The sequence below is a fragment of the Pseudomonas sp. FBCC-B1565 genome (assembly GCF_059133265.1).
This window is the reverse complement of the sequence record NZ_CP101438.1, coordinates 5,012,724-5,024,940: the sequence shown is the minus strand read 5'-3', so window position 1 is coordinate 5,024,940 and position 12,217 is coordinate 5,012,724. Positions and strand designations below refer to the sequence as shown.

The 12,217-nt window shown below is 60.6% G+C and carries 14 protein-coding genes and 1 tRNA gene; 10 read left to right on the top strand and 5 right to left on the bottom strand.

The window, feature by feature from the left end:
* Positions 1 to 175 precede the first annotated feature (175 nt).
* From NL123_RS23270 to NL123_RS23245, 6 genes are all read left to right on the top strand, one after another.
* Entirely contained in the window at positions 176 to 850 is a 675-nt protein-coding gene (locus NL123_RS23270) for an NAD(P)H-binding protein (RefSeq protein WP_464708124.1), read from the top strand.
* The gene (locus NL123_RS23265; RefSeq protein WP_494356449.1) at positions 850 to 1,758 is read left to right on the top strand and encodes a LysR family transcriptional regulator; all 909 of its coding nucleotides are present in this window, start codon (positions 850 to 852) and stop codon (positions 1,756 to 1,758) included. The genes NL123_RS23270 and NL123_RS23265 overlap by 1 nt, the downstream gene beginning before the upstream one ends.
* Positions 1,759 to 1,847: 89 nt before the next feature.
* Complete coding sequence (locus NL123_RS23260) at positions 1,848 to 3,041, top strand: CaiB/BaiF CoA transferase family protein (RefSeq protein WP_494356448.1); 1,194 nt, start codon at positions 1,848 to 1,850, stop codon at positions 3,039 to 3,041.
* On the top strand, positions 3,038 to 3,979 hold the full coding sequence (locus NL123_RS23255) for a hydroxymethylglutaryl-CoA lyase (protein WP_494356447.1): 942 nt from the start codon (positions 3,038 to 3,040) through the stop codon (positions 3,977 to 3,979). Before NL123_RS23260 ends, NL123_RS23255 begins: the two co-directional genes overlap by 4 nt.
* A 59-nt stretch (positions 3,980 to 4,038) precedes the next feature.
* Entirely contained in the window at positions 4,039 to 5,370 is a 1,332-nt protein-coding gene (locus NL123_RS23250; RefSeq protein WP_494356446.1) for an MFS transporter, read from the top strand.
* Positions 5,371 to 5,510: 140 nt separating this feature from the next.
* A complete protein-coding gene (locus tag NL123_RS23245; RefSeq protein WP_016975135.1) occupies positions 5,511 to 6,038 on the top strand; it encodes a DUF4142 domain-containing protein in 528 nt (175 codons plus the stop codon).
* Positions 6,039 to 6,105: 67 nt separating this feature from the next.
* Here the strand turns inward: NL123_RS23245 and NL123_RS23240 are convergent, their stop codons facing one another.
* The 4 genes from NL123_RS23240 to NL123_RS23225 all read right to left on the bottom strand — a co-directional run bounded on the left by NL123_RS23240 (position 6,106) and on the right by NL123_RS23225 (position 8,374).
* The gene (locus NL123_RS23240; protein ID WP_248486781.1) at positions 6,106 to 6,606 is read right to left on the bottom strand and encodes a methylated-DNA--[protein]-cysteine S-methyltransferase; all 501 of its coding nucleotides are present in this window, start codon (positions 6,604 to 6,606) and stop codon (positions 6,106 to 6,108) included.
* 90 nt (positions 6,607 to 6,696) lie between these two features.
* Positions 6,697 to 7,107: a type II toxin-antitoxin system HicB family antitoxin gene (locus NL123_RS23235; protein WP_071496822.1), complete on the bottom strand. Its 411-nt coding sequence runs from the start codon at positions 7,105 to 7,107 to the stop codon at positions 6,697 to 6,699.
* Between the two features lie 22 nt (positions 7,108 to 7,129).
* Positions 7,130 to 7,312, bottom strand: coding sequence for a type II toxin-antitoxin system HicA family toxin (locus NL123_RS23230; protein ID WP_003189411.1), 183 nt, complete (start codon positions 7,310 to 7,312; stop codon positions 7,130 to 7,132).
* 168 nt (positions 7,313 to 7,480) lie between these two features.
* Entirely contained in the window at positions 7,481 to 8,374 is an 894-nt protein-coding gene (locus tag NL123_RS23225) for a LysR family transcriptional regulator (protein WP_494356445.1), read from the bottom strand.
* 95 nt (positions 8,375 to 8,469) lie between these two features.
* Here NL123_RS23225 and NL123_RS23220 point away from each other — a divergent pair, with 95 nt between their 5' ends.
* The 4 genes from NL123_RS23220 to NL123_RS23205 all read left to right on the top strand — a co-directional run bounded on the left by NL123_RS23220 (position 8,470) and on the right by NL123_RS23205 (position 11,594).
* Positions 8,470 to 9,633 (top strand): MFS transporter, encoded by a 1,164-nt coding sequence (locus tag NL123_RS23220; RefSeq protein WP_494356444.1) that lies wholly within the window; start codon positions 8,470 to 8,472, stop codon positions 9,631 to 9,633.
* Entirely contained in the window at positions 9,630 to 10,799 is a 1,170-nt protein-coding gene (locus NL123_RS23215) for an MFS transporter (RefSeq protein WP_494356443.1), read from the top strand. The genes NL123_RS23220 and NL123_RS23215 overlap by 4 nt, the downstream gene beginning before the upstream one ends.
* Positions 10,800 to 10,986: 187 nt before the next feature.
* The gene (locus NL123_RS23210; protein ID WP_248488179.1) at positions 10,987 to 11,301 is read left to right on the top strand and encodes a hypothetical protein; all 315 of its coding nucleotides are present in this window, start codon (positions 10,987 to 10,989) and stop codon (positions 11,299 to 11,301) included.
* Positions 11,301 to 11,594 (top strand): helix-turn-helix domain-containing protein, encoded by a 294-nt coding sequence (locus NL123_RS23205; RefSeq protein ID WP_494356442.1) that lies wholly within the window; start codon positions 11,301 to 11,303, stop codon positions 11,592 to 11,594. The genes NL123_RS23210 and NL123_RS23205 overlap by 1 nt, the downstream gene beginning before the upstream one ends.
* A 385-nt stretch (positions 11,595 to 11,979) precedes the next feature.
* Here NL123_RS23205 and NL123_RS23200 read toward each other — a convergent pair.
* Positions 11,980 to 12,053, bottom strand: a tRNA-Gly gene (locus tag NL123_RS23200).
* Positions 12,054 to 12,217 lie beyond the last annotated feature (164 nt).

The window sequence follows — 12,217 nt, the reverse complement described above, 5'->3', positions numbered from 1 at the left end:
ATCAAGGCGTTTTTTATCGTGGTGTTTTGAGCTATACCAAGAGGCGTCGTACGATTTGATGAAGTCACCTGTCACCCTATTGAGTAAGGTGGTAGTGCAAGGGCCTAATGTGACGATAGCCTCCGAAGACCTGTCTCTCAGGTAGTCAAAACCAGCGGGATGAAGGGAGTAGTGGATGAGGATTCTGTTATTCGGCGCCACCGGCATGGTCGGGCAGGGCGTGCTGCGTGAGTGCCTGCTGGCCGCCGACGTGCAGGAAGTGGTCGCCGTCGGCCGTACGCCCCTGACCCAGGAGCATGGCAAGCTGCACCAGGTGCTGCACAGCGACATGCTGGATTTCCAACCCCTGGAAAACCTGCTGCAAGGCTTTGATGCGTGCTTCTTCTGCCTCGGCGTTTCATCGGCGGGCATGAATGAAACCCGGTACACCCACCTCACCTACGACCTCACCCTGGTCGCCGCCAGCACCCTGGCGCGGCTCAATCCGCAGATGACCTTTATCTATGTGTCCGGCGCCGGAACCGACAGTTCCGAGGCGGGCAAGTCGATGTGGGCAAGGGTCAAGGGCAAGACCGAGAACGCCTTGCTGCGCCTGCCGTTCAAGGCGGTGTACCTGTTCCGTCCGGGCGTCATCCAACCCTTGCATGGCGTGCGTTCGAAGACGCCGCTTTACCAATCCTTCTACTCGGTGCTTGGCCCCCTGTTGTCGTGTGTACGGCGGCTGAAACCGGGTTGGGTGGTGAGCACCGAGACAGTGGGCCGGGCGATGTTGCAGGCGGCCAGCCACGGCGCGCCGCAGCCGGTGGTGGAGCAGGCCGAGATCAACCGGCTGGCCAGCGAGCGTCGCTGATGCTGCACAAGAGCCTGGTGCGTCGGCTGGACCTGATCACGCTGCAGCTGTTCGTCGCGGTGTTCGAGGAGGGCACGCTGACCCGTGCCGCCAACCGCGAAGCCATCGCCGTGTCGGCCGCCAGCAAGCGCTTGATGGAACTGGAGCAGGTGCTGGGCGTGAGCCTGTTTGTGCGGCGGGCCAAGGGCATGGACCTGACGGCCGCTGGTGAGACCCTGCTGCACCATGCGCGGCAGATGTTGTTCAACGTCGAGAAGATGGGCCTGGAACTGGGCGAACACAGCCATGGCGTGCGCGGTTATGTGCGGATGCTGGCCAATCTGTCGGCGATCATTCAGTTCCTGCCGGAAGACCTGCGGGACTTTTCCAGACTGCACCCCGAAGTCAAAACCGACCTGGAAGAACGCCCCAGCGAAGGCGTGGTGCAGGGCGTATTGGATGGGGTCGCTGACCTGGGGATCTGCTCCAGTGACACCGACACCAAAGGCCTGCCCGGCGTGACCTATCGCCACGACAAACTGGTGGTGCTGATGCCGAAGGATCACCCGCTGGCAACGCGCGAAAGCCTGGCGTTCGTCGACACCCTCGACAGCGATTACGTCGGCCTGCACGCCGCCAGTTCCATCAACATGCGCACCCACGCCGCCGCCCGCGAGGCGGGCAAGCTGCTGCGCCTGCGCATTCATGTACCGGGGTTTGATGCGATGTGCCGGATGGTGCAGGCGAATATGGGCATCGGCATCCTGCCGCAGAAAGCCTATGAATTATTTGGTCGCGCACTGGGTTTGCATGCCGTACCGCTGACGGACGATTGGTCGGATCGCAGCCTGATCCTGGTGGTGCGTGATGAAACCCAGCTGTCACCGGTCAGTCGATTGTTGTTCGATTATTTGAGCGTTCGCGTTTAGCGAACGCTGCTTGCCAACTGACGGTTGGATTTCTCCTGCACCTGGCCTCTAGTCTTGGCCGCACATTCCAAGAATAAGAGGTGCACCCCATGACGGCTCCCCTGAGCGGTATCAAGGTGATCGAGATCGGCACCCTGATTGCCGCGCCGTTTGCCGCCCGGCTGATGGCCGAGTTTGGTGCCGAGGTGATCAAGATCGAAGCCATGGGCCAGGGCGACCCACTTCGCAAATGGCGAAAGCTGCACGAAGGCACGTCGCTGTGGTGGTACCTGCAATCGCGCAACAAGAAGTCACTGGCGCTGGACCTCAAGTCGCCGGAAGGCCTGGACCTGATCAAGCAATTGCTTGGCGATGCCGACGTGCTCATCGAAAACCTGCGCCCCGGCGGCCTGGAAAAGCTCGGCCTCGGCTGGGACGTGCTGCATGCGCTCAACCCCAAGCTGACCCTGGTGCGTATCTCTGGCTATGGCCAGACCGGCCCGTATCGCGACCGCCCTGGCTTCGGTGCCATCGGCGAGGCCATGGGCGGCATCCGCTACACCACCGGCAACCCGGACTCGCCACCGGCGCGGGTCGGCGTAAGCCTGGGCGATTCGTTGGCGTCACTGCATGGCGTGATCGGCGCGCTGATGTCGCTGCTGCGGGTCAAGACCGGCCAGGGCGACGGGCAGATTGTCGATGTGTCGCTGGCCGAAAGTGTGTTCAACCTGATGGAAAGCCTGGTGCCGGAATACGACATGCTCGGCCATGTGCGTGAACGCAGCGGCGGCGCCTTGCCGGGCATTGCGCCGTCCAACACCTACCTGACCGCCGACGGGGCTTATGTGGTGATCGCCGGCAACAGCGACCCGATCTACAAGCGCCTGATGCACACCATCGACCGCGCCGACCTGGCCGAAGCCCCCGAGTTTGCCCACAACGATGGCCGCGCCGCCAAGAGTGGTCTGCTCGACGCCGCGATCACCCACTGGACCAGCAGCCTGCCCATCGAGCAGGTGCTCAGCGCCCTGGAAGCCGCCGAAGTGCCGGCCGGACGCATCTACTCCGTGGCGGATATCGTCAGCGACCCGCACTACCAGGCGCGTGAGATGTTGCTCAATGCCGAGCTGCCCGGCGGTGTGTCGGTGAAGATGCCGGGCATCGTGCCCAAACTCTCGGAGACCCCCGGCGGTGTGAACTGGCAAGGCCCGACCCTGGGCCAACACACCGACGAAATTCTTGGCAGCCTGGGCCTGGCCGGTGCCGATATCCAACGCCTGAAAACCTCGGGAGTGGTGCAATGATCACAGACTATTGCGACCCGCTGATCGTGCAGGAAGTCTCCCCGCGTGACGGCCTGCAAATCGAGCCAACCTGGGTCGAAACAGCGGATAAGATCGCCTTGATCGATCAACTGTCCCTCGCCGGTTTTTCGCGGATCGAAGCCGGTTCGTTCGTTTCACCCAAAGCCATCCCGGCATTGCGCGATGGTGAGCAGGTGTTCCAGGGTATCGACCGCAAGCCGGGTGTGATCTACGTCGCGCTGATCCCCAACCTCAAGGGCGCCCAGCGCGCCGTCGAGTCCCGCGCCGATGAGTTGAACCTGGTGATGTCCGCCAGCCAGACCCACAACCTGGCCAATCTGCGTATGCGTTGCGAAGCCTCGTTGGCGGCGTTTGGCGACATCACACGGTTTGCCGCCGAGCATCCGGTAACGCTCAACGGCAGCATCGCCACCACCTTCGGTTGCCCGTTCGAGGGCAGGATCGACGAAAACCGCGTGCTGCAGATCGTTGACGCTTATCTCGAGCTGGGCATCCAGGGCATCAGCCTGGCTGACACCACAGGCATGGCTAATCCGCGTCAGGTGGAGCGCCTGGTCAAGCGCGTGCTGCAGCGCGTATCCGCCCGTGACCTGACCCTGCATTTTCACAACACCCGCGGCTTGGGCCTGTGCAATGTGCTGGCTGCCTATGAGGCTGGTGCCCTTCGCTTTGACGCGGCGCTCGGCGGTTTGGGCGGCTGCCCGTTTGCGCCGGGGGCTTCGGGCAATATCTGCACCGAAGACCTGGTGAACCTGTGCGAAGAAGTCGGGATTCACACCGGGATCGACCTGCCGCACCTGCTGCACATGTCCCGCCGCTTGCCAGCCCTGTTGGGCCACGAGCTGCCTGGCCAGGTGGCCAAGGCCGGGCGCAATTGCGACCTGCATGCGCCACCGGCCTACATCGCCACGCTGTAACGCCGTACCAGACAACAAAAACAATCGGGCGCCGCTGAGCAGCCCGCTGGAGAGAAACCATGAGCACTAATACGTTGGAGGCTGGCGTGCGCCCGGCCGCTGAAATCGATGCCGAAAAAGCCCTGGTCAGCAAGGTCGCCTGGCGCCTGATGCCGCTGATCATGGTGTGCTACCTGTTCGCGTTTTTTGACCGGATCAACATCAGCTTTGCCAAGTTTCAGCTGCAAGCGGACCTGAGCCTGAGCGACACCGCCTATGGCCTGGGTGCCGGATTGTTCGTGGTGGGATATGTGATCTTTGAAGTGCCGAGCAACATGATGCTGTACAAGGTCGGTGCCCGGCGCTGGATTGCACGGATCATGATGTCGTGGGGCCTGGCCACGGCGGCCATGGTGTTTGTTACGGCCGAATGGCAGTTCTACGGGCTGCGCTTCATCATCGGCGCGATGGAGGCGGGGTTCGCGCCGGGCGTGCTGTATTACCTGACGTTGTGGTTTCCGCAGCACTTCCGCGGGCGCATCACGTCGATGCTGTTCCTGGCCTCGGCGTTTGCCGGCCTGGTGGGCGCACCGTTCTCCGGCCTGGTGCTGGAACACCTCGACGGCGTGTTGCAAATGCGCGGCTGGCACTGGTTGTTCCTGCTCGGCGGCTTGCCCTGTATTGGCCTGGGGTTCCTGGTGTTGACGTTGCTCAAGGATCGCATTGAAGACGCCCATTGGCTGACGTCGGCGGAGAAGACCCTGCTGTCGAGCCGCATCGCCAAGCATGAGCCGAACCAGCACGGCGGTTCGCTGCTGTCGGCGATCCGCATCCCCGGGTTCCTGATGCTCGGCTTTATCTACTTCCTGATCCAGGTGGCGTCCTACGGCCTCAACTTCTGGGCGCCGCAATTGATCCGCAGCGCCGGTACCCAGAGCCCGGTGATGATCGGCCTGCTCACGGCGATTCCCTATGTGTGCGGCGCCATCAGCATGGTGGTGATCGGGCGCCTGTCGGATGCCACCGGCGAGCGGCGCAAGTTTGTCTGCGGGCTGGTGGTGCTGGGGGCGGTAGGCTTCTTCAGTGCCGGGATTTTTGCCGACCACACTACCTTCCTGATCATTGCCCTGGGCATGTTGGGCGCCGGCATCATCGCCTCGATCCCGACCTTCTGGACCCTGCCGCCCAAGCTACTGGCCGGCGCCGGTGCCGGCGCGGCGGGAGGCATTGCGGTGATCAATACCCTCGGGCAGTTCGGCGGCATTGTCAGCCCGGTGATGGTGGGGCGGATCAAGGACCTCACCGGCAGTACCACCCCGGCGCTTTACGTGATCGGTGTGTGCGCGCTGTTGGCGGCGGCGCTGTTGCTGTGGGGACTGCCGCAGAAGTTGCGCACCCTCGATAAAGGTTGATCTTGACCGCAACCCCGCGGATTGGAGGAGGACCGTTCGTCGCACCGGCGAGTTTTTTCTAAACCTTTACCGCCCTCAAAATTCGAAATGAGGGCGGGGTGTATTCCCCGGTCCCTTTTTTTGCCCTGGAGGAACCCATCATGAGCCGCATGGCTATCCGGTTACGCACCGCCAGTTTCGCGATGCTGCTGGGCCTCGGCGCCAGCAATGCCTTCGCCCAATCGCCTGCTGAATTCATCGAGCAGGCTTCGGCCAAAGGCATGGCCGATATCGAAACCAGTCGCATGGCCCACGCCAAGACCTCGTCCCAGGAAATCAAGGACTACACCATCGAGGTGATCAACGAGCGCACCCTGGCCAACCAGCACCTGGCGGCCATCGCCAAGAAGCTCGATTTGCCCGTGGCGCCGCGCGAGAAGATCGTCGATAAAGCCGAAACCCTGATGCCCGAACTCAAGGACGGCGACTCCTTCGATGCGGCCTACACGGCGCAGCAGGTGAAGGAAAATGAAGACGCCATCGCCTTGTTCAAACAGGAAGGCGCGGCGTCGGATGTGCCGGAAATCAAAGCCCTGGTCGATGAGACGCTGCCCAAGCTGGAAGAGCGTCTGCAAAAGGCTCGTGCCTTGGCGTCGACCTATGGAAAAGGCCATCAAGGCGACGGCTGAACCTGTCACTTGAATTGAAAAAAACGGCGGTTGGATCATCTCCAACCGCCGTTTTTTATAGGCTTTGCTAGAACGCCATTTCCGCCTGGCCGGTGCCTTCGAGTGCGAGCAAGTATTGCTTGGCTTCCAAACCTCCCGCAAAGCCCGTCAAGCCGCCTGACGCACCAATGACCCGATGGCAGGGCGCAATGATCGAAATCGGGTTACGCCCATTGGCCGCGCCCACTGCACGGACGGCCTTTGGGTTGCCGATCTGCTGGGCAATCTGGCTGTAGCTGCGGGTTTCGCCAAAGGGAATGGTCAGCAGCGCCTGCCAGACCTGCTTCTGAAAATCGGTGCCGGTAAACTCCAGCTCCAGGTCGAACTGGTTGCGGGTGCCGGCAAAGTACTCGTGCAACTGGCGTTCGGTTTCCAGCAACACCGGGCTGTCATTGGCCTCGTGCAGCTCACCCAGGCGCACACGGTTGGCGCGTTCCTCTTCCCAGAGGATGGCACTGAGCTTGCCAGCACGCGCCACGAGGGTGAGTACGCCGACAGGCGAAGGCATGAGCTTGTATTCGTAGGACATGAGCGGGCTCCTGGGTGGGCGGGGTAGCGTTGAATCTAGACCACGCCGCCCAACGAGAAACTACGTTTCTTGCGATTGAATTCGGTTTGTTCAGTGGTCTTGCTGCAACACTTTAAGCGCCGCTGAGGCCAGAAAGCCGGAACGGCTTTTTTCTTCCGGGTGGTGCAGCACATATTCATCGATGCGGTTCAACAGATAACCGGGCAGCGTGATGTTGAGCTTCTGCGCCTTGCCCAGGTACTTGGTGACATCAATGTCCACCACCGCCCAGGTGCAACCTGCATAGTGAGGGTTGGCGGCGTGCAAGGTGACCTTTTGCGCACTGGGAATCGGTGCACCGTCTTCCGCCAGGATTTCGAAATGTCCTTCAATGGCTTCGCGAGCCATGGCCATGGCGTCGTCCAAGTCGTCGCCGGCGGAGTAGCAGCCTGGAATATCCGGGACTTCTACGCCCCAGGCGTGGTCGTCGTCGCCGGTTGAAATTGCAATCGGGTAAAGCATGTCTGTTGTCCTCCACGGACGGTTAACTCAGCAGAGCCTGTTTCAAAATGCTCTTGGCGGTCTTGTCCAACAGGTCCTTCTTTGGATGGGGAATCGTCACCAGCCCCGGTTTTGTCGGGTGCTTGAAGTGGTGGTGGCTGCCTCTGATACGTACCAGATACCAACCGTCCGCAACGATGTGACCTATCAAATATCGGCTATCCACAACACCTCCTTGTGGTGTGTGATGGTGGTGACTATAACCACTGAATTGAAATTATCAACACTCTACCTACCAGTGGTCGATGACCGGCATTTTGGCAGGTGGTCAATGGAGTGTATGAGCGCGACGGAATGGCGCTGCAGAGAGGTATTGCGAGGTTTTGCAGCGGCGTTACCGGGCCGGTAGCGTCTGTGCAATGACGGCGAGAAACGCATCAACCAGGACACTTTTTGTTTCTGCACGGGTCAGCACCAACAACTGCGCACACGCATCTGCTTCCACCAACGGCCTGTACGTTACGCCTTTATTCATCAGGCTCTGCGTACACGCCGGCACCAACGCCACGCCTTGCCCGGCGGCCACCAGCGCAATGATCGAGGTGATTTGCCGCCCGGTCGGGCCTGGGCGTAGCGGCTGGCCGTGGTGGCGGTAAAGCTGTTCGATGGACTGGTTGAGCCCCGAGCCATAATCCGCTGGAAACAGAATCAACGGGTAGGTACTGAGCTGCGCCAGGCTGACGTCGGGTTGATTGGCCAGCGGGCTGTCGCTGGACACGGCGGCCACCAAGGGTTCCTCGCCCAGGGACAGCGCTTGCACCGCTTCGCCTTGCGGCAATAGGCGGCTCAGGCCGATATCCAGCCGCCCATCCGCCACTTGCGCACCCAGGATGCCCGAGGCGCATTCCACCAGGGTCAATTGCACATCGGGAAAGCGTTGGGCAAACGCCTGGATCGCCTGGCTGAACAGGTCCGACAGGGCGATCGAACTGACATAGCCCAACGCCAGTTGCCCGGCCGTACCTGCCGCGAGTTTGCCGGCGATCACCTGTGCCAATTCCACCTGCTCCAGTACGCCGCGTGCATAGGGCAGGAATGAGCGGCCTTGTGCGGTGAGGGTGACCGTGCGGCTGGTGCGGTCGAACAGCTTGAAGCCCAGCTCGGTTTCCAGCGCCGAGATCTGTCGCGTCAGCGGCGGCTGCGCCAGGTGCAGGCGAATGGCGGCGCGGCCGAAGTGCAATTCTTCGGCGACGGTCAGAAAGTAACGCAGCTTGCGTAGGTCGAGCATCCTGGTCCTTGGGTATCGATCGGTCCGAAATCGGTATTGGTTCAAGACCTGCCGGCCATTCTATAAAGACCTCACAAAATAAAACGAGAGGTTTCATGAAACCGCGCCTGCATTGTGCCCGTCTTGTCCTGTTCCTGTGTGGCTGCGCGGCGTTCCTCAACCTGTATGCCACCCAGAGCATTCTCCAGACCTTTGCCGCGCAGTTTCACATCAGCGCCAAGGCGGCGGGGTGGAGCATCACCGTGACCACGTTGGCGGTGGCGATCACTGCACCGTTTGTCAGCCGCCTGACCGGGCGCTTCGAGCCACGTACAGTGATCAGCGCGGCGGCCTTGCTGCTGGCGCTGCCGGCGCTGATGACTGCCTGGGCCGACAGCTTTGCCGAAGTGTTGGTGTGGCGGTTTGTGGCGGGAATGTTGATCCCGGTGGTGTTCGCCACCAGCGTGGCGTATATCGGCGACCGCTGGCGTGGCGGTACGGTGACGGAAGTCACCAGCCTGTATGTGGCAGGGACCGTGCTGGGTGGGTTTGCCGGGCGTTTCGTCACCGGCGTCGTGACTGAATATGTCGGCTGGCGCGAAGCCTTTGAATGGCTGGCGGTGCTGAGCCTGATGGTGGGTGGGTTTATCCAGTTCCTGTTGCCTATGAGTCGGGTGCGCTCGGCGAAGGTTCAACCCTCGTTCTCGGCGGTTTTTAGCAAGCCCTTGCTGGCCGCCTACGCCGTAGGATTTTGCGTGCTGTTCTCCCAGGTTGCCGCGTTTACCTACGCAGGGTTGTACCTCGGATTACCGCCGTTCAACCTGGGGCCTGCGGCGTTGGGTGCGCTGTATATGGTGTTTTTGCTGGCGTTGATCGTGATCCCCATAGCCGGGCGCCTCAGCAAATCCCGGCCTCATGCCGAACTGCTGAGTGTGGCTGCGCTGCTGGGCATCAGCGGCTCGGTGCTGACGCTGGTGCCCTCCTTGTGGTGCATCGTGGTGGGCCTGGCCCTCAGTTCTACCGGCGTATTCCTCGCGCAGTCGGCGGCCAACGCGTTCACCACGGCCACGGCCGGTGACAATAAAGCAGGCGCTGTGGGGGTGTACCTCACGTGTTACTACCTGGGCGGAAGTTGTGGTGCCATTGTCCCGGCATTGATCTGGGAACGCTGGGGCTGGGCCGGTTGTGTGGCGCTGATTATTACCTTCCAGGTGTTGACCTTGCTGATCGCCCTGACCGGCTGGAAGCCCGCCAAACCTCAACTGATTCCGACGCCATGAATGCCATCCCAACCCGCCGTCGCACACTGATCGCTGGCTGCAGCGCCCACGCCGTGCATGATGGTCTGACCGATGTCATCTACGTGCTGCTGCCGATCTGGCAAACACAGTTCGCCTTGTCCTACGCCCAGGTCGGGCTGTTGCGCGGTGCCTATTCCGGAATGATGGCGGTGTTCCAGCTCATGGCCAGCCGCGCCGCAAAACGCTGGGGCCGAGTGCCGATGCTGGTCGGCGGAACCGCGCTCGCCGGCGCGGCTTACCTGTTGGTGGGCCAGGCCACCGGGCTGGTGATGCTGTTGCTGGCGCTGCTGCTCGGCGGTCTGGGGGCCAGCAGTCAACACCCGCTGGCGTCTTCGATGATCAGCGATGCCTATGAGGACGGTGGCGGAATCAAGCAGGCGTTGTCCCAGTACAACTTCTGCGGCGACATCGGCAAAACCCTGATCCCCGGCCTGGTGGGCCTGTTGCTCACGGTGATCAGTTGGCGCGCCAGTGCCACGTTGCTGGGGGTGCTGGGGTTGGCGGCGGCGGGGTTGCTGTGGTGGCTTATTCCTGCGCAAACATCCGAATCGTCCTCGACCAAAAAAGCCAAACACTTCACTGGAACAGGCTCCGTCACCGGCCTGCGCGCACTGATCCTCACCGGCACCCTCGACAGTGCCGTGCGCATGGGCTTTCTCACCTTCCTGCCGTTTCTGCTACAAGGCAAGGGGGCGGGCACCGCCGGTATTGGCCTGGCCCTGACCCTGCTGTTTATCGGCGGGGCGTTCGGCAAATTATTCTGCGGCTACCTGGGCGCACGCATCGGCATGCTGAAGACGGTGTGGTTGACGGAGGGCAGCACGGCGCTGCTGATCGTCGCGGCGGTGTACCTGCCGCTGGACGGGTTGATGGTGATGTTGCCGGTGCTGGGGCTGGTGCTCAATGGCACGTCTTCAGTGCTGTACGGCGCGGTGCCCGATCTGGCGCCAGCCGAGAAACGCGAACAGGCGTTCGTCGTGTTCTACACCGGCACGATTGGTGGCGGGGCGCTGGCGCCCGTGGTATTCGGCGGGGTGGGGGATGCGCTGGGGGTGACGGTGGCGGTGATGCTGCTGGCCGGGGTGTTGGGGGTGACGTTGCCGTTGGCGTGGGTGATTCGCAGAGGAATGCAACTGGACGGTTGATAACTTTTTCTGACCCGAATTTCAGTTCCATCCTACGTCAGGATACAGAAGGCGAAACTGTACAGTTCGGTCTTCTAAAATCGCGGCGCATGTTTCGCATGCCTATCAGTGAGTGACGAGTGGCCGTTGCTTGATAGGAAGCGATCAGACTAAGCTTTCTATGCGCCAATGACGTATAGGCGTGAATATGATATTTATCGAGTCACCCGCATTTACAGAAGATCTGCTAGGGCTTCTGAGTGAGGAAAGCTACGGTGAATTCCAAGCGTTTTTGGCCGAAAATCCCACCTCCGGTGATGTCATTCAAGGCACCAATGGCTTGAGAAAAATCCGGTGGGCCGTGCGGGGAAGGGGAAAGAGCGGAGGCGTCAGAGTGATTTATTATCATGTCTGCAAGGCCTATCAAATCAGGTTGATCTTGATCTACCGGAAGGGCATTAAAGATGACCTTTCGCTGGCGCAGAGAAGTGTTCTGAGTGAAATAAACAGAAGGTGGGAATGATGGAGAAAAAACTGTTCAACCGTCTGGTCGAAAGTTTGATTCAGATGGATGAGATCGTAAGTGGCGAGCGATCTCCTTCTCGCGAATTTTTTGTTGATGCGTTGAAGGTAAAAGAGATTCGACAAGCCACTGGGCTTTCCCAAGCGGGCTTTGCAAAGGCGATTGACGTGCCTGTAGGAACACTTCAGAACTGGGAGCAAGGGCGACGTGAGCCAGAAGGGCCGGCTAGAGCATTGCTTCGTGCCTTACACAACGACCCTAGTCACGTATTGGCAGCGCTGGAGCATCGATAATTTCCGAGGTTGTGCCTTTTAAGTAAATGAAAACCGGCTGGCTGAAGCCGGTTTTTCTGTTTGAGCTGCCTGCATCGGCGTAATGCCCTGCGCCCTTTTTTCAAGTTTTGCGACATTGCCTACACCACCTTCGGAACACGTTGGGTTGTATGCCATGGCATGGGCTATTTATGGTTTCTCAGCCGCTACATCGGCACTTGATGGCAACTGCACCCAGGGCACCCTGGAGTGTGCCGGTATCCCGAAAGCTACCCGGCTCACTCGCCTGCGTGCAGTTGCCACCCTCCCGAATCACCAAATTCAACGCATAAAAAAACCGGCCACCAAGGACCGGTTTTTTTGCATCCCTCGTCAGAAACAACCTGACGCGAAACGAGAATCTGAGTGGAGCGGGTAGAGGGAATCGAACCCTCGTCGGAAGCTTGGGAAGCTACTGTTCTACCATTAAACTATACCCGCTCAGAGCGGCTGACTTTGTACCAGAAGTTCGCCGGGATTTGAAGTTTTTCTTCAAAAAAATGTGTGGGTTACAGATGTCCCACACATCGACAAGCGAACCCATTGTAGGAGCGAGCTTGCTCGCGAAAGACTCAAGAGCGCCGCGTTCTCTCAGGAGACGAGCG

Bases quoted from the DNA above. Each gene is read 5' to 3' on its own strand.
- NL123_RS23270 (WP_464708124.1), top strand. From the start codon at position 176: ATGAGGATTCTGTTATTCGGCGCCACCGGCATGGTCGGGCAGGGCGTG.
- NL123_RS23265 (WP_494356449.1), top strand. From the start codon at position 850: ATGCTGCACAAGAGCCTGGTGCGTCGGCTGGACCTGATCACGCTGCAG.
- NL123_RS23260 (WP_494356448.1), top strand. From the start codon at position 1,848: ATGACGGCTCCCCTGAGCGGTATCAAGGTGATCGAGATCGGCACCCTG.
- NL123_RS23255 (WP_494356447.1), top strand. From the start codon at position 3,038: ATGATCACAGACTATTGCGACCCGCTGATCGTGCAGGAAGTCTCCCCG.
- NL123_RS23250 (WP_494356446.1), top strand. From the start codon at position 4,039: ATGAGCACTAATACGTTGGAGGCTGGCGTGCGCCCGGCCGCTGAAATC.
- NL123_RS23245 (WP_016975135.1), top strand. From the start codon at position 5,511: ATGAGCCGCATGGCTATCCGGTTACGCACCGCCAGTTTCGCGATGCTG.
- NL123_RS23240 (WP_248486781.1), bottom strand. From the start codon at position 6,606: ATGTCCTACGAATACAAGCTCATGCCTTCGCCTGTCGGCGTACTCACC.
- NL123_RS23235 (WP_071496822.1), bottom strand. From the start codon at position 7,107: ATGCTTTACCCGATTGCAATTTCAACCGGCGACGACGACCACGCCTGG.
- NL123_RS23225 (WP_494356445.1), bottom strand. From the start codon at position 8,374: ATGCTCGACCTACGCAAGCTGCGTTACTTTCTGACCGTCGCCGAAGAA.
- NL123_RS23220 (WP_494356444.1), top strand. From the start codon at position 8,470: ATGAAACCGCGCCTGCATTGTGCCCGTCTTGTCCTGTTCCTGTGTGGC.
- NL123_RS23215 (WP_494356443.1), top strand. From the start codon at position 9,630: ATGAATGCCATCCCAACCCGCCGTCGCACACTGATCGCTGGCTGCAGC.
- NL123_RS23210 (WP_248488179.1), top strand. From the start codon at position 10,987: ATGATATTTATCGAGTCACCCGCATTTACAGAAGATCTGCTAGGGCTT.
- NL123_RS23205 (WP_494356442.1), top strand. From the start codon at position 11,301: ATGGAGAAAAAACTGTTCAACCGTCTGGTCGAAAGTTTGATTCAGATG.